17 protein-coding genes and 2 tRNA genes are annotated in these 23,253 nt (G+C 45.4%); 14 read left to right on the forward strand and 5 right to left on the reverse strand.

Annotated features, from left to right (window positions below; genetic code table 11):
- Positions 1-31 precede the first annotated feature (31 nt).
- The 9 genes from AC060N_RS19110 to upp all read left to right on the forward strand — a co-directional run bounded on the left by AC060N_RS19110 (position 32) and on the right by upp (position 6,377).
- A complete protein-coding gene (locus AC060N_RS19110) occupies positions 32-787 on the forward strand; it encodes a DUF3298 and DUF4163 domain-containing protein (protein WP_479525113.1) in 756 nt (251 codons plus the stop codon).
- A gap of 98 nt (positions 788-885) precedes the next feature.
- On the forward strand, positions 886-1,827 hold the full coding sequence (locus AC060N_RS19115; protein ID WP_463237177.1) for a hydrogen peroxide-inducible genes activator: 942 nt from the start codon (positions 886-888) through the stop codon (positions 1,825-1,827).
- Between the two features lie 180 nt (positions 1,828-2,007).
- A tRNA-Glu gene (locus AC060N_RS19120) sits at positions 2,008-2,079 on the forward strand.
- 98 nt (positions 2,080-2,177) lie between these two features.
- Positions 2,178-2,249: transfer RNA gene (locus AC060N_RS19125), tRNA-Glu, on the forward strand.
- 29 nt (positions 2,250-2,278) lie between these two features.
- Positions 2,279-2,530, forward strand: a complete 252-nt coding sequence (gene rpsT / locus AC060N_RS19130) for a 30S ribosomal protein S20 (RefSeq protein ID WP_463237179.1) — start codon at positions 2,279-2,281, stop codon at positions 2,528-2,530.
- 120 nt (positions 2,531-2,650) lie between these two features.
- The gene (radC, locus tag AC060N_RS19135; RefSeq protein WP_463237181.1) at positions 2,651-3,346 is read left to right on the forward strand and encodes a RadC family protein; all 696 of its coding nucleotides are present in this window, start codon (positions 2,651-2,653) and stop codon (positions 3,344-3,346) included.
- 49 nt (positions 3,347-3,395) lie between these two features.
- The gene (locus AC060N_RS19140; RefSeq protein ID WP_463237183.1) at positions 3,396-4,724 is read left to right on the forward strand and encodes a polysaccharide deacetylase family protein; all 1,329 of its coding nucleotides are present in this window, start codon (positions 3,396-3,398) and stop codon (positions 4,722-4,724) included.
- A complete protein-coding gene (locus tag AC060N_RS19145) occupies positions 4,714-5,649 on the forward strand; it encodes a hypothetical protein (protein ID WP_479525114.1) in 936 nt (311 codons plus the stop codon). Before AC060N_RS19140 ends, AC060N_RS19145 begins: the two co-directional genes overlap by 11 nt.
- Positions 5,650-5,699: 50 nt before the next feature.
- Positions 5,700-6,377: a uracil phosphoribosyltransferase gene (upp, locus tag AC060N_RS19150; RefSeq protein WP_463237187.1), complete on the forward strand. Its 678-nt coding sequence runs from the start codon at positions 5,700-5,702 to the stop codon at positions 6,375-6,377.
- Positions 6,378-6,457: 80 nt separating this feature from the next.
- Here upp and folK read toward each other — a convergent pair whose 3' ends face one another.
- Entirely contained in the window at positions 6,458-6,946 is a 489-nt protein-coding gene (folK, locus tag AC060N_RS19155) for a 2-amino-4-hydroxy-6-hydroxymethyldihydropteridine diphosphokinase (RefSeq protein ID WP_479525115.1), read from the reverse strand.
- A 163-nt stretch (positions 6,947-7,109) separates the two neighbouring features.
- Here folK and sppA point away from each other — a divergent pair, with 163 nt between their 5' ends.
- From sppA to AC060N_RS19170, 3 genes are all read left to right on the forward strand, one after another.
- Positions 7,110-8,888, forward strand: coding sequence for a signal peptide peptidase SppA (gene sppA / locus AC060N_RS19160; protein ID WP_479525116.1), 1,779 nt, complete (start codon positions 7,110-7,112; stop codon positions 8,886-8,888).
- Positions 8,889-9,031: 143 nt separating this feature from the next.
- Entirely contained in the window at positions 9,032-10,126 is a 1,095-nt protein-coding gene (gene lpxK, locus AC060N_RS19165; protein ID WP_479525117.1) for a tetraacyldisaccharide 4'-kinase, read from the forward strand.
- On the forward strand, positions 10,071-10,883 hold the full coding sequence (locus AC060N_RS19170) for a purine-nucleoside phosphorylase (protein WP_479525118.1): 813 nt from the start codon (positions 10,071-10,073) through the stop codon (positions 10,881-10,883). Before lpxK ends, AC060N_RS19170 begins: the two co-directional genes overlap by 56 nt.
- Positions 10,884-11,057: 174 nt before the next feature.
- Here AC060N_RS19170 and AC060N_RS19175 read toward each other — a convergent pair whose 3' ends face one another.
- The 4 genes from AC060N_RS19175 to AC060N_RS19190 all read right to left on the reverse strand — a co-directional run bounded on the left by AC060N_RS19175 (position 11,058) and on the right by AC060N_RS19190 (position 17,390).
- Positions 11,058-11,954, reverse strand: a complete 897-nt coding sequence (locus AC060N_RS19175; RefSeq protein WP_479525119.1) for an EamA family transporter — start codon at positions 11,952-11,954, stop codon at positions 11,058-11,060.
- Positions 11,955-12,086: 132 nt separating this feature from the next.
- A complete protein-coding gene (locus AC060N_RS19180; RefSeq protein WP_479525120.1) occupies positions 12,087-13,721 on the reverse strand; it encodes a 4Fe-4S binding protein in 1,635 nt (544 codons plus the stop codon).
- A 39-nt stretch (positions 13,722-13,760) separates the two neighbouring features.
- The gene (locus AC060N_RS19185; RefSeq protein ID WP_479525121.1) at positions 13,761-14,675 is read right to left on the reverse strand and encodes a DUF362 domain-containing protein; all 915 of its coding nucleotides are present in this window, start codon (positions 14,673-14,675) and stop codon (positions 13,761-13,763) included.
- A 120-nt stretch (positions 14,676-14,795) separates the two neighbouring features.
- Positions 14,796-17,390, reverse strand: a complete 2,595-nt coding sequence (locus tag AC060N_RS19190; RefSeq protein ID WP_479525122.1) for a T9SS type B sorting domain-containing protein — start codon at positions 17,388-17,390, stop codon at positions 14,796-14,798.
- Between the two features lie 104 nt (positions 17,391-17,494).
- Here AC060N_RS19190 and AC060N_RS19195 point away from each other — a divergent pair, with 104 nt between their 5' ends.
- Positions 17,495-18,505, forward strand: a complete 1,011-nt coding sequence (locus AC060N_RS19195; protein WP_479525123.1) for an aspartate-semialdehyde dehydrogenase — start codon at positions 17,495-17,497, stop codon at positions 18,503-18,505.
- A gap of 452 nt (positions 18,506-18,957) precedes the next feature.
- Positions 18,958-22,962 (forward strand): hybrid sensor histidine kinase/response regulator transcription factor, encoded by a 4,005-nt coding sequence (locus AC060N_RS19200; protein WP_479525124.1) that lies wholly within the window; start codon positions 18,958-18,960, stop codon positions 22,960-22,962.
- Positions 22,963-23,253 lie beyond the last annotated feature (291 nt).

Genomic DNA, 23,253 nt, shown 5'->3' on the forward strand with positions numbered 1-23,253 from the left:
CTCAATGTGTTCTGAATTTAAATGACTCGAAATGAAAAAGATTATTGTGCTGGCAACGCTTGCAATAACGTTGTTTTCATGTCATCCCAATCGTCAAAGAGATGCTCAAATCTCGTTCAAGTTAAAAGACATTCATCAGCAGGATTACTATTATAAAGTTCATATTGCCTATCCGTTAATCGAAAGTTACTGGTCGAATTGCCGGTTCGAAGACACATTTAACCGCGAAATGACCAGCTTTGCCGACAGTACCTTGGCTGAATTTCAGGGTAAAGAACTGGCGGAAAAGAAACAGGTTGTCGACCAGGCGTTAAAAGAAAGTCCGAATCCACGCCCTGGATATCGTTACGAAATGTCGCTCACTCATCAGTGGTTCAATATTTACAACGGGATGCTCAGTCTTCGTTTCAAGAAATACGAATACGCGTTGGGCGCTCATGGAAATACCTGGTTTATTTGCTACAACTTTTCGGCTGCCGATAATCGCTTTCTGACCATCGACGATATCATTGACCGTTCGACACCCGAAAAATTGCAGGAGCTGGCAGAGATTATTTCCCAATATCTCGACAATCCGGAAGATTGCTTTGCAGTAACAGCCGATGATTTGGACAACGATTTTCAGAATGTCAACTTCACCAATGATGACATTATTTTTTCGTTTGCCAACTATCAGATTGGGCCGTACGCGTGTGGCACCGCCGTTGTGCATATTCCAATCGAAGTGCTGAAAAAGAAGAACCTGATACAGCCTGAATTTTTAAAAATGCTTCAGCCCGACGAATAACTTGCCCGATTTCATACTTTTATCTGATTCAGGTAGCAAACGTTTAGCTCCCATATCATAAAGGTTTACTACCTTTCGGGGAAAATTCTCTCCTAACCATGGTGACACTTACACAACTCGAATACATCGTAGCCGTAGACACTTATCGTCATTTTGCGACTGCAGCCGAAAAAAAGTTCATTACGCAGCCTACGCTGAGCATGCAAATCAAGAAAATGGAGGACGAGCTGGGTGTCATCATTTTCGACCGGAGTAAACAGCCCATTATCCCTACCGATGTGGGGCGTAAAATTATTGAACAGGCCCGGCAAATTTTATTCGAGGCAAGTAAAATTAACACCATCATCGATGATTTTCGTGGCGAAGTGAGCGGAACGTTGAAAATCGGGATTATTCCTACTTTAACGCCCTATCTTCTGCCGCTGTTTATTGGCGAATTCTCGAAGAAATATCCCAACATCGATATCTATGTGGAAGAATATTATACACATATCATCGAAGATAAACTGAAGAAGGATCAGTTGGATGTGGGAATTGTTGTCACTCCCCTCAAGGATAAAAACATTCATGAAGACCCGCTTTTTTACGAGGAGATGAAAATCTTTTCGCACCGCGGACATCCCATCGCTAAAAAACAGACCATCTCGGTTAAAGATATTGCATCACCGGACATTTGGCTCCTCGACGATGGACACTGCTTCCGGACGCAGGTTATCAACCTCTGCCGGATGAAAAACCAGGTGCAATCGAAGCTCCCTTTCCATTTTGACGGAGGCTCGCTGGAAACCATCATGAAAATAGTTGAGCGCGAAGGCGGTTATACGCTAATTCCGGAGCTCGCTGCCGGATTTGTTCCCCTCACCGCACCGGTCATTGTCCGGAACTTCTCCGATCTGACTCCTTTGCGGGAAGTCAGCCTGATTTATGCCCGGAACTTTGCCAAGCATAAACTGATCAGCGTTCTCCGCGAGGAAATCATTCAACAAGTCCCTAAATCTCTCAGGAACAAGGAGCGCGGAACCATTGTAGAGTGGCGCTAATTTTTTTAATCTTTTTATTTGTTGTTTAAGAAATATGTTATTTCTTTGCATCGCTCAAAACAAAAGGGCAAACAAGCCCTGATGAGCCGTTCAAAATTTTGAATGATTAACAGTCCTTCGTTTGGAGCTTAAAAAAATCTCGTTATTTTTGCAGCGCCAAATAAAAGGCAAGCAATAGGAGGCCCGTTCGTCTAGGGGTTAGGACGCCAGGTTTTCATCCTGGTAACAGGGGTTCGATTCCCCTACGGGCTACGACAGGAATGCATCTTCGGAAAAACCGATTGAATGCTTTCCAAATCAGTAAAAAACGTTAATTTTACAGTCCCAATTGAAGGGACATTGAACAAGGAGGCCCGTTCGTCTAGGGGTTAGGACGCCAGGTTTTCATCCTGGTAACAGGGGTTCGATTCCCCTACGGGCTACTTTTTAAAGACATTAATTATTTAGGGAAATGGCAAATCATAAATCAGCAGCAAAGAGAGCAAGACAATCAGAAAAGCGTCGTTTGGAAAACCGCTATTACGCGAAAACGATGCGTAATGCAGTTCGTAAACTGCGTGCTACCAGCGAAAAAGAAGCCGCTTCGGAAATGTACCCGAAAGTTTCTGCTATGCTCGACAAACTGGCTAAGAAAAATGTCATTCACAAAAACAAAGCGGCTAACCTTAAGTCAAGCCTGTCTTTGCACGTGAACAGCCTGTAAGATATTTCTAATCTATATTCCAGCTCATCCTTCAGAAAGGGTGGGCTTTTTTTGTTTTGACCAATTTCTCCATTCACGGTTTGGATTACATTTTGTAAATTAGTTAAAAGCTAAACCTGAATGGAAGAATACCGAAAACTCAGTATCAAGGACTGGGCCGTAGAAGACCGCCCCCGCGAAAAACTCCTCTACCGGGGACTTGCCTCCCTTTCCGATGCCGAATTAATCGCCATCCTCATTGGATCGGGTAACAGCGAAGAAACTGCCGTCGAATTATCACGCCGGATTTTAGGGACTGTTAAAAATAACCTGAATGCTTTGGGCAAGCTCGATGTGGACGCCCTGAAGAAATTCAGAGGAATCGGGGAAGCAAAAGCAATTACAGTAATCGCTGCGCTGGAATTGGGACGTCGTCGAAACCAATCGGATGCACTCAAAATGCAACAAGTGACCAGCAGTCGCGATGCAGCTGAATTCCTGCAACCCGTGATGGGCGATTTGTCTCACGAAGAGTTCTGGCTTATTCTTCTCAACCGCCACAACAAAATTATTCATTACGAGCGAATCAGCCAGGGAGGCCTAACCGGTACCGTCATCGACGTTCGTCTCATTCTGAAGAAAGCGCTCGAAAAACTGGCCACTTCCATCATCATTGCTCATAACCATCCATCAGGGAATTTGCAGGCCAGCGAGTCCGACCGTAAAATAACCAGACAAATGAAGGAGGCCGCCAAACTGATGGAAATTCCGCTGCTCGATCACCTCATCATCACTCAAAACGGTTACTATAGCTTTGCCGACGACGGGGCCATCTGAAAAACATAGTAGTATTTTTTTACATTTGTGATAAACCCAGCCTTTGACCGTGATAATTATCTATTGCAATAATCTGAGTCCTCGTCTGACTTATACAGCCAGATATGTCTTCAATGATCTGCTACCGACCACATTTCAACTGACAGATGATTTGGATACGATCAAAAGCTTTGACGGTCCGGTTATCAATTACTCCGATAACAATGAATTGCCAGGCTTACACATTCTGCCTCACGGTTTGCTTTTTTCCGAAAAGCTGGTGGATTTTGTTCCGCAAGTAGATAAATCCGCTGATGTCCCCTTGCTTTTCCCGGTTTCAAACGGAAGTAAAGATTCGCTCGCATTCGACATATTCTCAGCCATATTTTGGATGATTTCCAGGTATGAAGAATACTTCCCGAAAGGAAAAACAGATATCCACGGCCGGTTCAGAGCGGAGGAATCTTTCGCTTTCCAGCAGAATTTTCTCCAGCTTCCTGTCGTTGACTTGTGGGCACAAGTGCTAGCCGATGCAATTGCTAGCCAATGGCCTCAATGGGAAAAACCGGCACGTCGTTTTCGCTACATCTCAACCATCGATGTGGACAATGCGTATGCGATTCTGCACAAAAATATGTTGCGCCGGGTCACCGCTTCGTTTCGTTCGGTAATGAACCCAAAAAGAAACAGCCCCTTCCCCGTTAGGAAAGAGGTGTTAAAAGGGCGCACACCCGATCCGTATGACACCTATTCCGAAATGGAAAAGCTCCATGAAACGTACAACGTCGAGGCCGTTTTTTTCTTTCTATTAGGTGATTACGGAAAGTTTGATAAAAATCTCTCTTATCGGAATGTTAACTACCGTGCGCTTATTCGCGATACATCGAAGAAGGTCCCGGTAGGAATTCATCCATCATACAAAGCTTCCGGTTCCCCGAAAAAACTGGAAACCGAAGTTAAAAGACTCAGTAAAATCATTGGCGAACCTCCGTTCCGAAGCCGGTTTCATTACCTCCGTCTTAAATTTCCACAATCGTACCAATGGCTTATCGACGCCGGAATTAAAGAGGATTATACGCTTACTTATCACTCACATCCCGGATTCAGGGCTGGAACCTGCACACCGTTCCGTTTTTACGATTTGTCGAGCGAAAGCGAAACCAACCTGAAAATAATTCCTACAACGGTAATGGAGGTATCGTTGAAACAGTACCAGGAACAGAATCCCGAACAAGCGGCGGAAACAATTCACCGCTTAATGATGGAGGTGAAAAAAGTGAATGGTACCTTTGTTTCATTGTTCCACAACGAATCGTTGAGCGATTTGGGCGACTGGAAAGGATGGAAGAAAGTCTTCCAATCGATGTTGAAAAAGGCGGCTGAACTTCGTGATGAATAAAAATCAGACAATCGACTATATTCCGTACGACAAGCTGGATGTCAAAAAATGGGACACGTGTATTGACAACGCAGTGAACGGCATAATATACGCCTATTCGTGGTATCTCGATATCATGGCGGGCAAATGGGATGCGCTGGTGATGGGCGACTACGAGTATGTGATGCCCTTGGTTCCGCGGCGCAAATATGGGATATGGTATCTGTACCAGCCCTATTTTACGCAACAATCCGGTATTTTTTCAGCCAACCTCCTGAATGCCGATGTGGTTGACAAGTTTCTCAAAGCGATTCCGGGCAAATACAAGTTGATCGAAATCTCTCTCAACGCATTCAATACGCACAACCGCCTTCCTAATTTTCAATCGGAACGTCGCGTGACGTACCAGCTCGATTTAATCCAGCCATATCAACAGTTGTGCTCCGCCTATAAAATCAATACCATCCGGAATATCCGGAAAGCGCAGAAAAACAACGTTTTTATCGATGAAAACATCGACCCGGGACTATTCATGCGCTTTACAAAAGAACACCTGCAGAAAAAAGCACCGGAGCTGAAAGATGCCGACTTTCTTCGCCTACAAAAACTAGTCAGCTACTGCGTTCGCTACGGACGGGGACGCATCAGCGCCGTGTACTCCGATCACAACGAACTGTTGGCAACTGCTTTCTTCGTATGGTCGCACCATAAGCCAATCATGCTGGTGTCGGCCAGCTCGGAAGAAGGGAAAAGGCAAAGCGCTATGTTCTTTATGATTGACCAGTTTATTCAGAAATATTCGGGCAATCCGTATACCTTCGATTTCGAAGGCTCGACCATTGACGGGGTAGCTCGCTTTTACGCGGGCTTTGGTGCAACTCCAACAGAGTACTCGTTTATTCGTCGAAATAACCTGCCTCTTTTTTTGAAATGGTTTAAACAGTGAATCTGGTTCTTCCGAAAAATCATTTTTTATTATTTTCGCATAAAAATTCCATGATTCACATACTTGGCGAAAACAATTCCCTCTTCAATCAATTCATAGCTGAAATCAGGGACGAAGTTGTACAGAAAGATTCACTCCGGTTCCGCCGGAACCTCGAACGTGTAGGAGAGATTTTTGCTTACGAAATCAGCAAACAGCTCGAATTTAAAACAGAGGATGTGACAACTCCGCTTGGAGTGGCCAAAGTTCCCACATTAGCGCAACAGCCGGTTTTGGCAACCATTCTGCGTGCCGGACTTCCGCTCCATCAGGGATTGCTCAACTATTTCGACCAGGGCGAAAACTGCTTCATTTCGGCTTATCGTAAATACGACGAAGGCGGAGAATTCCACATTGAGTTTGAATATATTTCATCTCCATCCGTCGAAGACAAAATCGTCATCCTTTCTGACCCAATGCTGGCAACCGGTGCTTCGATGGAAATTGGCTACCGGGCTTTGCTTGAAAAAGGCACGCCTAAGCATGTGCACATGGTTTCAGTAATTGCCAGCCAGGAAGGCGTTGATTACCTAAGGAAGCACATGCCGGAAAATAATTATACACTTTGGATTGGAGCTATCGACCAGGAAATGACACCCAAATCATATATCGTACCCGGATTAGGTGATGCAGGCGATTTGGCCTACGGAGTGAAAATGGATTCGAAGAAAAAGACACATAACCGGTAATTATTTTTACACCGGAAAGATTTAATAATGCCGTTGTGCAAGAGTAATTAACGCTCCTGCTCAGCGGCTTTTTTTGTGCACTACAGTTTTTCAACCGAAGAGGTATCAGCACATTCAGCAAGCATCCGGCTGATGGTTTTTCCGGTAACCGGATGAACCCGGTCAGGATAGAGCTCACTCAATGGTTCCAGAACAAAACGCCGCTCTCCCATTCGCGGATGCGGAACAACCAGCTCCGATGTGTTGATAATTTGTTCTTCCACGAAAAGTATATCCAAATCAAGCGTCCGGGCAGCATACCCTTCCCCTTTGCGTTCGCGACCGAAAAATGCTTCTACCGAATGGAGTATTTGCAACAATTCGTGCGGAAGCAGTTCCGTTTTCAGGGTGACAACCTGGTTCAAAAACGGATCGGAATCAAAGCCCCAGGCCTCGGTCCTGTAAAGCAATGACTCCCGCATAATAGCCCCAGCCTTTTCGATCAGTTGTTCTTTGGCTTTGCTGAATATTTCCAGCGTGTCGCCCACGTTTCCTCCCAGTAAAATATCAACCTGAAGCATTCCTTTCATTTTTCTGTAATAAAAAGCTGTACAATAATACCTATTTTAAGACGATTAATTTTAATTTCAGTTTTCTGTTATAGTACGTTCGTGAAATGCTGGCAACCAACATTTCACAGCTACCGAAAACATTTCTTTTTTAAGCAATTACAGTACACCTAAATTCAGTAATATGAATAGTTTTTGGAAAGTTTTTTTGGCCACTTTACTAGCCATGTTCATTGGAGTTATCCTCTTCTTTTTCATTTCCATCGGCTTTCTGTCATCGCTGGCTTCATTTGCCGAGCCCACCGTGCAGGTTGCCGATAACTCAGTATTAACCCTCAAGTTGGATAACCGCATAGTCGACCGGAAATCAAATAATCCGTTTGAAGATCTCAATCTGCCGGGTATGAATACCACTTCTACCACCGGACTCAATCAGATTTTGCGATCGATTAAGAAAGCGAAAACTGATGACCACATCAAAGGTATCTACCTGAATCTTTCGGACATTGGTGCCGGTTATGCTACCGTGGAAGAAATTCGCGATGCGTTGAAGGATTTTAAAACATCTGACAAATTTATTTACGCTTACTCTGACAACATTTCGCAGAAAGCTTACTACCTGGCGACGGTAGCCGACAGCCTTATCATGAATCCCCGTGGCATGTTCGATTTCAGGGGATTGAGCGCCCAACGAACTTTCTACAAAAAAGCCATGGACAAATTCGGCATCGATATGCAAATCATTCGCGGCCGGAACAACAAGTTCAAATCAGCCGTTGAACCCTTCATGTACGAGAAAATGAGTGAAGCTAACCGGGAACAAACGAAGGTTTACCTCAATAGTATCTGGGACCACCTCCTCCAGGGAATCTCCGAAAGCCGGAATATTCCAGTCGATTCACTTCAGGCTTATGCCAACGAAGTACAAACCTTCCGCATGCCGCAAAAAGCGTTGAGTGAAGGATTCTTCGATAACCTGAAATACAAAGATCAGGTATTAAATGATTTGCGCGAACTAACCGGCGTTGGTAAAGACAAAGACATTCCAAGCATCGGTCCGGGCAAATATGACAAGGTTCCCAAAAAACTGGATGGAAAAGGTTTGGCGAAAAACAAAATCGCCGTTATCTATGCGCAGGGTGAAATTGATCCGGGAAGTGACGGTTCTTATTACATCGATTCGAAGAAAATTTCACAAACCATCCGTCAGGCAAGACTTGATTCAACCATCAAGGCCGTTGTCTTCCGCGTGAATTCACCCGGAGGAAGTGCCTATGGTTCGGAAGTTATCTGGCGCGAAGTGGAACTGACACAAAAAGTGAAACCGGTAGTTGTTTCCATGGGTGATTTGGCAGCATCAGGAGGTTATTACATTTCGTGCGCGGCCGGTACTATTTTGGCTGAGCCGACCACCATTACCGGTTCGATCGGTATTTTCGGTATGATTCCGAACTTCCACGATCTTTTGTCCAATAAAATCGGTATCACCTTTGATGAGGTAAATACCAATACCCACTCCGATATGCCGACTGTTAGCCGGGCCATGACTCCTTTCGAACATGACCTCATGCAGAACTATGTAGAAAAGGGTTACGAACTGTTCCTGAAAAGAGTAGCTACCGGACGTGACACAACCAGTACTTATATCGATGGTATTGGCCAGGGACGCGTTTGGACCGGTGAGAATGGAAAACAAATTGGTTTGGTCGACAAATTCGGTGGATTGAACGATGCCATTAAGCTGGCAGCCAACCAGGCTGGTGTTGAAAATTACCGCATCAAGGAATTGCCGAAAGAAAAAGACCCGTTCGAGGAAATCCTGAAGAGTTTCTCGACAGCCGCAAAAGTGAAAATGTCTGAATATGTGTTGGGTGACTCGTATCAAACCTGGGAAAACATTAACCGTGTTTCGCACATGAATGGTTTGTACACAATGTTGCCATACACACTTGAAATCCGATAAAATTCAATTAATTTTGCCATATAAAAGGGAGAACACAGGTTGTTCTCCTTTTTTTCTGTCTTGATAAAGTAGTAACTTAGTCTTCTTCGCGAAACAACGAAAAGCGATAAGATTTCACTGTTGCTTCGGATACAAAAACGATTGTGAAAAAACTGATATTCATACCTCTTTCGTGGTTGTATGGCCTTGTTGTCGCCATTCGGAACCGACTCTTCGAAATGGACATCCTCCATTCGAAGGAGTTTTCCATACCCACGATCTCGGTCGGCAATATTGCAGTTGGCGGAACCGGAAAAACACCACATACCGAATACCTGGTCCGGTTACTTCATAAGGAGTTCAAAGTCGCCACCCTCAGCCGCGGTTACAAACGAAAAACCAAAGGATTTCATATTGCCCGGGTCGATTCAACGGTGAATGAGGTAGGTGACGAACCTTTGCAAATCAAACAGAAATTTCCGGAGATAACCGTTGCCGTCGACGAAAAAAGAGTGCACGGCGTAGAAGAGTTACTCAAATCAGAAAAGCATCATCGACCTGAAATTATCCTGCTCGACGATGCCTTTCAGCACCGCTACATTAATCCGGGTGTGAATATCCTGCTGACCGAATACAGTCGTTTGGTTACACAGGATCATCTGTTACCTTACGGCAGACTACGCGAAAAAGCCTCCAACCGCATTCGTGCGAACATGATTATCGTGACCAAATGTCCGGGTGAACTCAAACCCATCGACGAGCGCATTATTACAAAAGAGCTGGATATTAAACCATTTCAGAATCTTTATTTCACGACACTGGAGTATGGTGCACCGGTCCCGGTTTTTCCCGGTAAGGTAAGAGAAGCTTATTCTCACATCGATTCGGCTGTTTTATTGGTCACCGGTATCGCCAACCCCGAACCTTTGAAGGAATATTTGCGGCATCGGACGGTCGAAATTCACGAGATTGCTTTTAGCGATCATCGTAATTTTACCCCAAAAGACATGGAACGCGTGGAAGAACGCTTCATTGAGATTCAGTCATCACACAAGATCATCATTACAACAGAAAAGGATATGATTCGGATAAAAGGTCTGAACCATGTCCCTGATATTGTCGAAGAGAGTTTACACTATATTCCACTGGAAATTAAATTCCTGAATGACGGCAAAAAGAATTTTGACCGAAAAATACTGAACTATGTTAGAGAAAATAAAAGCAACTTCGACCTATATTCAAGAGCAAACCGGGTATGAGGCGGAAGTAGGAATCATCCTGGGCACAGGATTGGGCGGTTTGGCGAAGGAAATCGACATCGAGCATTCACTGAATTATGCCGATATCCCGAACTTTCCGGTTTCGACTGTTGAAGGACATGTCGGAAGGCTGATTTTCGGACACCTGGGCGGAAAGAAGATCATCGCCATGCAGGGACGTTTTCATTTCTACGAAGGGTACTCGTTGCAAGATGTTACTTTTCCGGTCCGTGTGCTACGACAACTGGGTGTTCGTAAACTCATCGTTTCCAATGCCAGTGGCGGATTGAATCCCGAATATAAAGTGGGTGATATCATGATGCTCACCGACCACATCAATATGTTCCCGGGCAACCCGTTGATTGGACCCAACATAGAAGAACTGGGACCACGCTTCCCCGATATGAGCGAAGCTTATAACCTGCACCTCCGCAACCTGGCCCGGAAAATTGCGCTGAAGAATGACATCAGCCTTGAAGAAGGGGTGTACGTTGGCGTAGCTGGCCCAACTTTCGAAACACCAGCTGAATACAAGATGTTCCGGGTGTTGGGAGGCGATGCTGTTGGTATGTCGACCGTACCCGAAGTAATTGTGGCCCGCCATATGGACATCGACGTTTTCGGTATTTCCATTGTGACCGATAGCGGCGTACCCGGCGAAATCGTTGAGATATCGCACGAAGAAGTTCAGGAAGTAGCCATGAAAGCCGAACCGAAGCTTTCACTCATCATCCGCGAACTGATACGGCAGATGTAAATATCCCTCCGGGAAACCGGAACGGAGAAAATTATACAAACAACCGCACCAACTTATCCGGGGGTAAGCACCTTCGGATATTTTTTTGTTTACCTTTTACTATTCTAATATTGATTAAAATTAGAAAAGGTAAGTACATCTAACATAAGATGTACAGATGTTTTCTGCAGAACATCAGCTTCCCAGTAACAAAAGCAGGATACCGGCCAGTATACCGAACAGCAGCAAAAATTTTCGGCGGATGTTTTTCTCCCGGAAAAGCACCGCTCCCAGTGCAAATGTGATGATCACTCCTCCCCTTCGCAAAGCGGAAATGACCGAAATCAGAGAGCCATCCAGGGAAAGTGCATAGAAATAGAGAAAATCGGCGGTTACAAGAAACAGTCCGATGAACGGAATGCTCCAACGCCATTGAAACGGCGTATTCCTCTTCCGGCGCGGATACCAAATGAACAACAGGATGGGCAACAAAAGCACAACCTGGTAAATGGAGAACCACGCCTGTACGGCCATCCGGTCGAAGTGGCGGATGAGGAATTTATCGTACAAACCGCTTACCGCTCCGAGTAATGTTCCGGCAATAATGAACAGTACCCACTTGTTGGTGCGAAAGTGGATTCCTTCGGTTTTCCCCGCCAGGGAAAACAGGTAAAAGAAGACCAGCGTGACCGAAAGTCCAATCCACTGCAACGGTGAAAGGTGCTCCGAGAACACAAGAATCGCACCAATCAATGTCCAAACCGGCCCGGTGGCCCGGATGGGCGTCACAATGGTGATGGGCAAATGCTTCATGGCAAAGTAGGCAAACAACCAGGATGACGTGACAATCACCGCCTTCAGGAAAATAAAACCATGCTGCTCAAGCGGAATCGACGGAATGAAAAAGAGGGAGTGACCAAACGCTTCGGGATCGAAATGCGATAACAGCAATAAAGGAACAAACAGCAATGCCGAAGTAACAGTAGAGAAAAAGAGCACCGGAATGACGGCGTTGTCTCTCAACGACCATTTCTTAAACACATCGTATGTACCCAAGAAAAGCGACGATATCGCCCCAAAAATTGCCCACATAGCTTGTTCGTTTCGAAGCCACAAAAATAGTGGGTATCAATTAGCAGAGTATCATCGGGGTTTTATGGAATGGTTAATAAAAAAGGAGATCCCTAATGGAACCTCCCTTCATAAAATACCTATCATTTGCAATTAGAAGGGGAATTCGTCCTCCTTCAAATCCGATTTTGCTTTTTCTGTTTCCGGCTTCTTCGCCTCCAGATGCTCCGGATTTCCATCGACATAGATAGCTTTGTGTGGGGTTACCGGGCATGCATGCTCACAGGCGCCACATCCCACGCAAATATCCTCTGTTACTTCAGGGATGACCAGATCACCATAAGGAACCATATGCACCGCTTTGGTAGGACAATGCTCCGAACAGGCACCACAATCGGTTCCATCGGTTTCCACGATGCAATTCGCCTTGATGAAATGTGCTTTCCCGATTTGTGTCACATGTTTCTTATCTACTGTCAATGGCTTGATGGCACCTGTTGGGCAAACCTCGCCACACGTCGTACAATCGAAGTTGCACAAACCGGCCTGGAAATCCATGTGCGGCTGCAACATACCAGCCAGACCATATTCCAGGAATGACGGTTGCAACACCTTGCTGGGACAAGCACTTACACAAAGCGAGCAGCCGGTACAAATGTCGTTAAAACGTTCAATACTTTCCGAGCCGGGAGGTGAAACCGCAAATTGCTTGTTTTCCGGAATCTTCCCTCCGTTGCTGGTATGAACGGTAGTTGAATCTTTCTGAGCGACGGCTGCTGCCTGAACCTTCTCCACCGAAGCCAACCCAGCTACAGCAGCCATTCCGGCTCCGGCCGTGAAGAGGAAACTCCGCTTACTCATTTGCGGTCCTTTCGGTTGGGCAACCATCATATCCACCGGTTTGAACTCAACCGCCTTTTCTTTTTTTCCTTTCCGGGAAATCCGGTAAACGGCTGCATCTTCCGGACAGGTATCGATGCAGTTGTAACATGCAACACAACGACTGTAGTCAATTGTTTGCGTTTTGATACTGATGCATTCAGCTTTGCAAACACGCATGCACTTGCCGCATTTCGTACAAGTATCGTGATCGAGTTCGATTTTAAAGAGCGAATATTTCGACAGAAAACCTAAGACGGTTCCTACCGGACAAACGCTGTTACAATACAACCTTCCCCGATTGAATGCCATGACAATCACCAGGATGAAAAACAACAGTGTTGTTCCCAGAACTGCCCATTGCACAGGCGCCAGGTCGTACTGATACAGAATAGAATACACGTCGGCGGACGAAAGTGCAGCTGCGCCCAGGTTATTCACCCAAACCACAATCGGTTTGAACAGGTAGGATGCAATCCGTCCGAATAAACTATACGGATCGAGCACTGTCAGCAAGGTGATTCCTCCGAAAAGAACGACCAACAACAACACTCCCAGGATGGAGTACCGTGTAATGGTCCAGGCTTTACGGAATTTGTAGCGATGCTTTTTCTTTACTTTCCGGGAAAACCAGGAAACCACATCCTGCATAATTCCCAGGGGACAAATCGCGGAACAGTACACCCGGCCAAACAGGAGAGTCAGTGCTAAGACGGCAATCAATCCCCAGGCAACCACACCGGCAACGGTAATGGTCTTCAGCAAAGCCGGCACAAACTGCAGCGACACTGCCCATTGATAAAAGGTTTCACCAAAGGTGCCCCGGAAATCAATGAATACAGCCGAGAGTAACAGAAAAAAGAACAGGGCCAGCACGACCCTGATTTTTTTTAATATAGATAGTTTCATCGAATCTTATTCGTTAGGAAAGTTAAGCAAGAGAAAACGTTACACGACAATGCGTTTAATATTCAGCTTACTTAGATCCATGGTTCCAAAACCCGCTTCGGCGGCAATTTTAATGTGATTAATTTTAGCCGGATCCATGCCCAGGAATTTAGCGGCAGCTGCATCGGCTGCTACAATGTCTGTGGAAATTAACTGACTCTTCAATGTCACTACATCATCCAGCGAAACACCCACAGGCCCATTCTGCTTCATCATGCGGTAGGCATCCACCACATTCAAATCGGGTTTACGGAAATGCAGGAAGTCAGCAATACACTGGTGCAGATCGTTCTTATGGTAATACCCCCGATCCCAAACGCATCCCATGAGGTTCTTCATGGCGATTGTCGCCCTAGACGAGCTGTGATTCTTCAAGATTGGAACATTGATGAACACGTCGGTGTCAAGCATCAATTCGTGCACATCAGTCTGTTTCAGCTTCACTCCCCCTTTGACATTTACCTGCTTATAGTATTTCTCGCTGTTTCCGGGAACCATTTTTCCTCCGGCTTCAGCTACTGCCTGCTCAATTCCGGAGTGTTGGTAACACTTGGACCATTCGTGACAAGTATGGTCGAATACCAATACCTCTTTGGCACCAGCATTTAGACAGTGTTCAATGATTCGTTTCACCAGTTTTGGGTTGGTATTTCCGGCTCTTTCAGGTGTCCGGTCCCAGCCAATATTTGGTTTCACCAGAACGCGTTGTCCGGGTTTTACAAAACGGGACATTCCTCCCAGTGCAGCAATTCCCTTGTCGAACATTACGTCAGGCTCTCCCCCACGAATGGCCACAAGGTCAACATCAGTCTCAGCCTCAGCCGCCAGCAAGCTGTTGGCTCCGCCTAAACTCAGGGCCGCTCCGGTTGCTACGCCGGCGCCCACACTTGATCGAATGAAATCTCTGCGCTTCATAGTTTGGCTCTTTTTTAAATCAGACTTAAAACTAACGAAAAAGATTATGTCGATCATACATTAAGTTCTATTAGCCATTGATTTAGAACTAGTTTAAATATATATAAAGATTCATGTTTATCATTCGATGCGATCGGTTAGTACACAGGTTTTCCGGAAGTATCTGGTTTGCCCGGAAGTATTGAATGCTTCAATGGCGATGATGTATATTCCCAGTTCAGCCAATTGCTGATTGTCTTTTCGTCCGTCCCAAACCAATTCACTGGCAGAAGCCAGTAGTTCATTACTGCTAAGTCGACGGATTTCGCGACCGGCAGTATTAAAAATCCGGATGCTAGCCGTCCAGCCTGGTTCTCCCGGAGAAAGATGAATGATTAACCGATCGTTATATCCATCATCGTTTGGGGAAAAGATTTTGGGTTCAATCTTCAGCCATTCAGCAACCGACTCATCCTTTACCATCGATGAATTGGCATATCCCGGTGTAGCGAACCCGGCTGTTGCCGCCGCTGAATGCCAGTTCTCTTTCTCATTTACTTCCCGTGAAAAATTCTTCCGCTCCAGCGAAACTCCCGATTCATCGGCAATCAAAGAATGATGCATAGCATGGTCGTAAAAGAACTCTTCCAGAACCTCCATCCTTCGGTTTAGCAACACCACTCTCCCAGCATCATCCGGAAGAGAAGGGAACTCGTTCATTTCGACAAAACACTCCGGGCATTCGGTGAAGTATTGGCTCTTTATTACATCAGCATTGGTCGCCAAAGCTACATACGCTCCAGCCTCCAGATTTCGTGGCTCATCGGAAATTAACGAAACCTGCTTTAAAGCCAATGAATCATCCCGGGCTGCCAAATAGAGCCCTCCCAAATCGACCACGTTCGGACCGGGATTGTACAGTTCTACAAAATCAACCCCTTCCGGGAACGGATTGAATAACACTTCGCTTAATTTCAACTCGCCCGGTTGTAAGAACCGATAAGTGAAATCATAATCGCTACCTTCGGTTTGATTGCCGCATTCGTCTGCGAAAGCAGAAAGGTATAGCATATAGGAATTCCCTTCCTGAAATGTTCCTTCCGGGAAGAAAAGTTCAACCGTTTTGCGATTTGAAACGGCGATGCTGTCGGTATGATAATCCTTTCCAGGAAAAGAAATCTCAGGCAAGGCCGAAAGCGACTCATTGAACCACACCGAAAGTTGTTGGTCCGACTCTACCCGAATGCCCAACACCTGAGGTGGAATTTCATCCGGATTGGTTTGCCGCATTGAATTAACTAATCCCGGCGTTCCACCTGCTAAGGCCACCGAAGCCAGCCAGTTTCCGGAAGGTCCGCACATCCGGTTGGGATCAATGCGTTCCAGCGACCAACCACCTCCTTGTTTTTCGGCCTCAAAGAAATCTCTGCTGTAATACATCGAATCCATCAAAGCACCTTCATCCGATACAAGAGATAAACCGAACTCACTGTTTCGTAGCGACAGGCCGGGAATTTCATACACCGTTCCGTAATCACTCAACAACGTGGTGTCGCCTGTTCCAACTAACAAAAGATAGCCTTGGGGAGCCATGATGAATGGAGGCAATTCTTTTTCCGAGTTATCGATGTGAAGCTCCCATCCTTCGATCTTCAATGGGAAAACGTTGTTGTTAAAAAGCTCGACAAACTCAGCTTCCGGCAATCCCTGTGACGGCGACGGATCAGCCATCACTTCCGTGAAAACGATATCACCAATCTGGGCTGGCAAGGCGAACTGAAAACTGATAGTTGTATCATTCGTAAGCGTCCCTTGCTCATCCAATACAGAAGCAACTGCTAATTTCAGGTTCCATTCGGTCGGCGGATCGATTTCCAGAAAAACGGAGGCCGGATAAAACCGTTTCGACCGAACATGACTGATATTCATCGAAGTGCCATGACCACTCGTCAACAGGTACTTTTTAAGAGAAAGCGCTTCATCCATCATCTTCTCGGAGAACTGTACCTTGATTTCTTGTGGCGAAACAGCCGTGACACTCCGGACATACGGAGATGTATTCTCAAAATCAATAGCGATGTCATCCAGCCAGATTTGCCCGCTGTGTGCCGCGGTGAACCGGAAATAAGCACCGGTAGCCTGCATGATTAACGAGGGAGTATCTTCCGCTTCTTCATATTCTGCCGACCAGCTACTGCTACTTTTATCCCGGTAGGAAAAATGCCAGATACCCTGCGGTGAATGAGAAATTTTCAACATCACCGTCTTTCCCTCGTCCCATAGCATCCGGGTTTTTAGAATTTCCTCCGTCGGTTCTCCGTTTTGAAACCGAACCAGCGTCAGGCGGTTGTCTTTGGTCATCAGGTTAACGCCTGTCACATAGCCTGAAGCCACTGACAATTCGGTCGTATCAGCGCAAAGCCAAAATCCGAAAGCTTCATCCTCTGCTGGTGCCCAATCGCCATTCGAAAGGGTCACCTCCCAGTCGAAATTTCCGGCATTTAGATCGAGCGGCTCAAGCGTATGACTCACATAGCTTTCTCCACCCCGACCAAACACAAAATGGCGCAACGAGTAGTCTCCGTCGACCACTTGCTGACTATCCAGTGCCCAGCTTTGATAGGTTCTCCAGCTATCAAGATGCCCGCTTTCGAAGTTTTCGAGAAATAATGTTGCAGAGAAAAGATTGGTCAACTTACAAATTGTAAGTAAAATAATCGTAAACGTTGATCGCATGGTAAGGTTAGCGTTAGGAAAAAGTTTAATTTTGGCGTTGTATCTATGTCTCGATCAAGTAAATCAGACAATGTTATATTCAAGTTAGTAAATTCAGTAGTATTATGAAAGTAGCAATTGTTGGTGTTAGTGGTGCTGTTGGACAGGAGTTCCTTCGAGTACTTGCCGAGCGGAATTTTCCGATGGATGAACTGGTGTTATTTGGCTCTGCCCGGAGTGCAGGCCGGACCTATGAGTTTAAGGGCAAGCAGCTGGTGGTAAAGGAACTGAAAGAAGGTGACGATTTTAAAGACATCGATATTGCGCTTACATCTGCCGGAGCCAGCACTTCCAAGGCTTTCGAAGAAACGATTACCAAGCACGGAACGGTGATGATTGACAATTCCAGCGCGTTCCGCATGGATATTGACGTACCGTTAGTCGTTCCGGAAGTAAATCCGGAAGATTGTAAAAATATGCCTCGCCGGATTATCGCCAACCCGAACTGTACAACCATCCAGATGGTGGTAGCGCTGAAAGCAATTGAGAAACTGTCGCATATAACCCGGGTTCATATTGCCACTTACCAGAGTGCCAGTGGTGCAGGTGCATCGGGCATGGCCGAACTGGAAGAGCAGACCAAAGAGGTGGCCAATAACCAGGATCCAACGGTGGAGAAATTCCAGTACCAGTTGGTTAACAACGTGATTCCACACATCGACGTTTTCCTCGATAATGACTACACCAAGGAAGAGATGAAGATGTACAACGAAACGCGGAAGATTATGCACTCCGACGTGCAGGTGAGTGCCACTGCTGTTCGTGTGCCGGTTATGCGCTCTCACTCCGAAGCGATCTGGGTAGAAACCGAACAGGAGATTTCGGTTGACGCCGCACACAGAGCCTTCGAAGAAGCTGAAGGTATTGTTGTTATCGACAATCCGGCTGAGAAGAAATACCCGATGCCTCTGTACCTTTCGGGAAAAGACGAAGTATTTGTGGGCCGTATCCGGAAGGATATCAGCAACCCGAAAGGCCTCACCTTCTGGACGGTTTCCGACCAGATTTTAAAGGGTGCCGCATTGAATGCCGTACAAATTGCTGAATACCTGGTCAAAGAAGGCATTGTTAAATAACGATAGAAATTAAAGTAAACAGATATTGAAGCCACTTCTCCTGAGGTGGCTTTTTTCATTTTAGGACCACCTTTTACTTCACTCCTAATTTTTTCTTCTTCCAAATTATAATCCCCGGATATCTGATTTTGTCACTGATAGCTTTCATTATTTTACTAAAAACGAAAACCAAAGTATATTTAAGAACCAATATCCCTCTTAAAACAATACATGCCAACACAACATCTTTGATAATAGAGCAATTGTACCGTCACCCATTTTTATATTCTTGATAATTATTGATATTTTCATCCTCGCTAAATCAAAATAAACCTTGTAAGCAGTTACGATTGATTGGTGAAGGAGACACCTATTCTCGAAAGATGGAAATGAAATCGCTTGCACTCTTACTCCTATCCTTAGGATTCATATTCTTTGGACATACTGTCCCGGCATTTGCCGTGCAAAATGAAATGAGTTTTGACTATTTCTCACAGGAAGATGGTCTGCCCGATAATCATATTCAAATCATTTACCAGGACCACGAAGGTTGGATGTGGTTTGGTACCAGTCAGGGACTAAGTCGTTTCGATGGCTATGAGTTTACTAATTATCAGCATGCACACTCCGATAGTTTAAGCTTGAAAGGAATTCTGGTACGCGCCATTTTCGAGGATAAGAAAGGGAATCTTTGGGTAGGTACCGAAAACGGGGGATTAAACTATTTCGACCGACAGAAGGAATGCTTCTATCATCCGTACGAGAACAATCCGCTCTTTAAGGGAAGAGATGTTTCCATCAATGATATTCAGGAAGACAAAGACGGAAACCTTTGGCTCGGAACAAACAACAACATTTATACTATTGGTAAGGATGGTCATCTGAGTGCCCTAAATTGGAAAACCAAGGGTAAAATGTATAACCTGACAGGTGAACACGTCAGGATTATTCAGTTCGATCAGGACGGGAACATTTGGGCGGGAACCAATAAAGGTGTGTTCATTGTCAACCCGCAGAACCACACCATTACACCGCTGAAGCTGCCGCTGACAAAAGGCAACACAGACGAAATTTGGGAAATATTCCGCGACAAAGACGGAACGATGTGGATTGGAACTTACTCCAACGGTGCCTTCATTGTCGATCCCAAAACATGGGCCATCAAGCCGTTGGAGTTGAAGCCGGCGTACGAGCGGACGGAAACTGTACGAGCCATTTCTGTCGACGCTTTTGGCAACTACTGGATCGGAACCCGGGGGGGAATTTATGTTTACAACAAGAGAAACGGAACCAAAGCATTTTACCGCCACGACGACCGGGAATATACAAGTCTGATCAACAACTCCGTTCTGGATATATTCAACGATAAACGAGGTGAAACCTGGATTGGCACACGTGGCGGCCTCAACCTGCTGGCGAAAAGCAAACAGGTATTCCGGAATTTTAGTGCCCACCCTTCCGACAAAAGCCATAAATTCCTGAACAGCGGCATTGTCTATGCTTTATGGATGGACTCATTGAAGAATATCTGGATAGGAACCGAAGATGGTGGTGTGAATATCTATCATCCCAAAACCGGGCGATACAGCTATCTAATGACAAAACCGGGAGACCCGCAAAGCATTTCCCGGAATTGTATAAAAGCTTTCCTGGACGATAAAAAAGGACATTTATGGATTGGTACTTTCTTAGGCGGAATTGACGTTCTTGATAAAAAAACCGGAAAAGTTATTCAGCATTACCAGCATGAGCCATCCGATTCACGAAGCCTGACGGACAATAAAGTCTTCTCCCTGTTACTCGACAACAAAGGAAATATTTGGGTAGGAACCATGAGTGGCATCGACCGGTTCGATCCGAAAAGAAAGGTCTTTGTCCATTATCCGCAGCTGGCGTACAACAAATTCGTTCGCTGGGTCAGCATGGATTTTTCCAATAATATCTGGCTGGGTACCGAAGATGAAGTGGTGATTTATAATCCTGAAAGCAAAAAGATAAAACGCTTCAGTGATAACACGCAGGCTTTTCTGGAAGACTCCAAAGGCCGATGCTGGCTCGCGACCCTCGACCGCGGACTGGCACAGTATTCACGCTTAAGCGGACCTATTCGGTATTACGGAGTGAAGGACGGATTGACCAATAACCAGGCTTTGTGCATTCTGGAGGATAATAACCACAAACTCTGGATCAGTACATCAAACGGTCTTTCCAAATTCAATCCGGAGACTGGTGTATTTCATAACTACACCACTAAAGATGGTCTGATTAATAACCAGTTTTCGTACGGAGCAGCGTACAAATCACCCAATGGGAACTTGTTGTTCGGAGGCATTTCCGGTTTCAACATGTTTAATCCGTCGGACGTGAAAATTGACGATAAAAATGTTCCGCTGGTGCTGACTTCGCTGAAGGTTTTCAATAAAAATGTAAAAATAGGCAAAGGTAAGAAAGCGATTCTGAAGAAGAGCATTTCGGAGACCAAACACCTGACACTGCATTATAACCAGAATGTGTTTACACTGGAATTTGCCGCCCTGAATTATATCAACAGCAAAAGCAATCTTTACAGTTACTACCTGGAAGGGTTCGACAAAAACTGGAGCGATCCGAGTACAAACCGGACCGCCACTTACACCAACCTAGATCCGAGCGATTACACGTTGCACATCAAACGTGTGGTGCCCGGTGTGAAAAACGATGAAAGCCGGCTGAATCTGCAATTGACAGTTCTTCCTCCCTACTGGAAAACCGTTTGGTTCCGCAGTTTAATTCTTGTAGTCATTGGTTTGTTGATCTACTTCCTCATCCGCTTTTTTATCTATCGGGAAAAGATTAAGAACGAGCTGGTTATCGAGCGAATGAAGGCGCGTAAAATCAGGGAACTGGATAACATGAAACTGAAATTCTTCACCAATATTTCCCACGAAATCCGTACGCCTTTGACGTTGATCATGGCACCGCTGGAGAAGTTGAAGAACGAAAAGGTTCCACAACAGGAATTGAGAAACTACCTGGATGTGATGTACCGGAATACCAATCAACTGAACCGGCTCATCAATCAACTGCTTGACTTCAGGAAACTGGAATCGGGCAACCTCAAGCTGGAACTTTCACAGGGAGATATTGTCCGGTTTGTAGCCGACATTGTTCATTCATTCGACGGATTAGCAGAAGATAAAGACATCCACCTGCGTTACAATGCGTTGAAAAAAAGACTAGTTGCCCGTTTCGATGCTGACAAGATCGAGAAAATCCTCAACAACCTGCTTACCAACGCCTTCAAATTCACGAACAAAGGAGGCAAAATCACGGTCAATCTTTCGTTGGTTTTCGATTCCAATGAAGACGATTTGACCAACGAAACTCCTGATAAGGAATACATCGAAATCTCGGTTCGCGACACCGGACAGGGGATTTCAGAGTCTAATGCAGCCAAGATTTTCGATCGCTTCTTTCAGTCGAGCAACGACAAAGCCGAACAGACTGGAACCGGGATTGGTCTGGCTTACGTGAAAGAGCTGGTGCAACTGCACAAGGGAAAAATATTTCTGGTAAGCAAGCCGGGCAAAGGCAGCAAATTTACCGTGCGCATACCTTATGAAAAAGAACTTCCGACAACTGAACATACCGAAGAAATTACTCCGAAAGGAGAAACAGCCATAAAATCAACAGCAGGACTTCCTGAACAGAACCCCGATCCGGTTCATTCCAATATTATGCTCGTGGTCGAGGATAATCCCGATGTACGGAATCTCATCGCAAGTCATTTTGCCGAAAGATACCGGGTTATTCAGGCTAAGGACGGTAAGGAAGGCTGGAAAATCACACTGGATACGGTTCCGGACGTCATTGTTAGTGACGTGCTGATGCCCGACACGGACGGTTTCGAGTTCTGCAAAAAGGTAAAATTCGATGAGCGCACTTCGCATATTCCCGTTCTGCTTCTGACTGCTCTCCATTCCAAAGAGCATGAAATGAAAGGCTTGTCGGCCGGAGCAGATGACTATATCACTAAACCTTTCGATTTGGGTATTCTGCAAACCAAAGTGGAGAACATGCTGTCGATAAGGAATTCGCTAAAGGAAAAATACTCGGGTGAAATTACGCTACAGCCGAGAAACATCGTCATCTCTTCTCCCGATGAGAAATTCCTGCAAAAAGCAGTGGAAGCGGTTGAAAATAACATATCGGATGCGGAGCTCGATATCGAACGGTTTGCCCAGGAAGTAGGCGTTAGTCGAATGCAGCTCTACCGGAAACTACACGCACTTACTGACATGACCGTCAAAGAATTTATTCGCAGCATCCGCCTGAAACGGGCTTCACAACTGTTGTTGCAGAATGGGATGACCGTTAGTGAAATTGCTTACGCAGTCGGCTTTAAAGATTTGTCGCACTTCCGAAAATGCTTCCGGCAACAGTACGGTATGAATGCGACCGAATTCAAGCACAAACATGAATCCGATGTTAGCAATTAGCCCGAGACGATATCCCGGACAGAAGAACGAAAAGTGATAAGTAACCTCATTCGTATATGAACAAAATCTGTCAAAATCTCTCTGACAGGTTATCCAAAAGACCATTTTAATGTTCACTTTTCGTAAGATTTTTTCACAAAGCCTAACACTTCCATAACAAACATAGGATTAGCCAATTACCCATGCAATCAGTTGCTTTTCACTCTATCAGTGGGAAAATAATCCCCCTGATTTGGGAAGAATTTCCCGCCGGGAGAATATACAACCTCCTCTTTGGGAATAATAAACCAC

This window comes from Prolixibacter sp. DSM 2831, from assembly GCF_056493735.1.

Bases quoted from the DNA above. Each gene is read 5' to 3' on its own strand.
- upp (WP_463237187.1), top strand. From the start codon at position 5,700: ATGATTCACATACTTGGCGAAAACAATTCCCTCTTCAATCAATTCATA.
- AC060N_RS19185 (WP_479525121.1), bottom strand. From the start codon at position 14,675: ATGAAGCGCAGAGATTTCATTCGATCAAGTGTGGGCGCCGGCGTAGCA.
- radC (WP_463237181.1), top strand. From the start codon at position 2,651: ATGGAAGAATACCGAAAACTCAGTATCAAGGACTGGGCCGTAGAAGAC.
- AC060N_RS19170 (WP_479525118.1), top strand. From the start codon at position 10,071: ATGTTAGAGAAAATAAAAGCAACTTCGACCTATATTCAAGAGCAAACC.
- AC060N_RS19110 (WP_479525113.1), top strand. From the start codon at position 32: ATGAAAAAGATTATTGTGCTGGCAACGCTTGCAATAACGTTGTTTTCA.
- AC060N_RS19190 (WP_479525122.1), bottom strand. From the start codon at position 17,390: ATGCGATCAACGTTTACGATTATTTTACTTACAATTTGTAAGTTGACC.
- AC060N_RS19200 (WP_479525124.1), top strand. From the start codon at position 18,958: ATGAGTTTTGACTATTTCTCACAGGAAGATGGTCTGCCCGATAATCAT.
- AC060N_RS19115 (WP_463237177.1), top strand. From the start codon at position 886: ATGGTGACACTTACACAACTCGAATACATCGTAGCCGTAGACACTTAT.
- AC060N_RS19195 (WP_479525123.1), top strand. From the start codon at position 17,495: ATGAAAGTAGCAATTGTTGGTGTTAGTGGTGCTGTTGGACAGGAGTTC.
- AC060N_RS19180 (WP_479525120.1), bottom strand. From the start codon at position 13,721: ATGAAACTATCTATATTAAAAAAAATCAGGGTCGTGCTGGCCCTGTTC.
- rpsT (WP_463237179.1), top strand. From the start codon at position 2,279: ATGGCAAATCATAAATCAGCAGCAAAGAGAGCAAGACAATCAGAAAAG.
- AC060N_RS19175 (WP_479525119.1), bottom strand. From the start codon at position 11,954: ATGTGGGCAATTTTTGGGGCGATATCGTCGCTTTTCTTGGGTACATAC.
- sppA (WP_479525116.1), top strand. From the start codon at position 7,110: ATGAATAGTTTTTGGAAAGTTTTTTTGGCCACTTTACTAGCCATGTTC.
- folK (WP_479525115.1), bottom strand. From the start codon at position 6,946: ATGAAAGGAATGCTTCAGGTTGATATTTTACTGGGAGGAAACGTGGGC.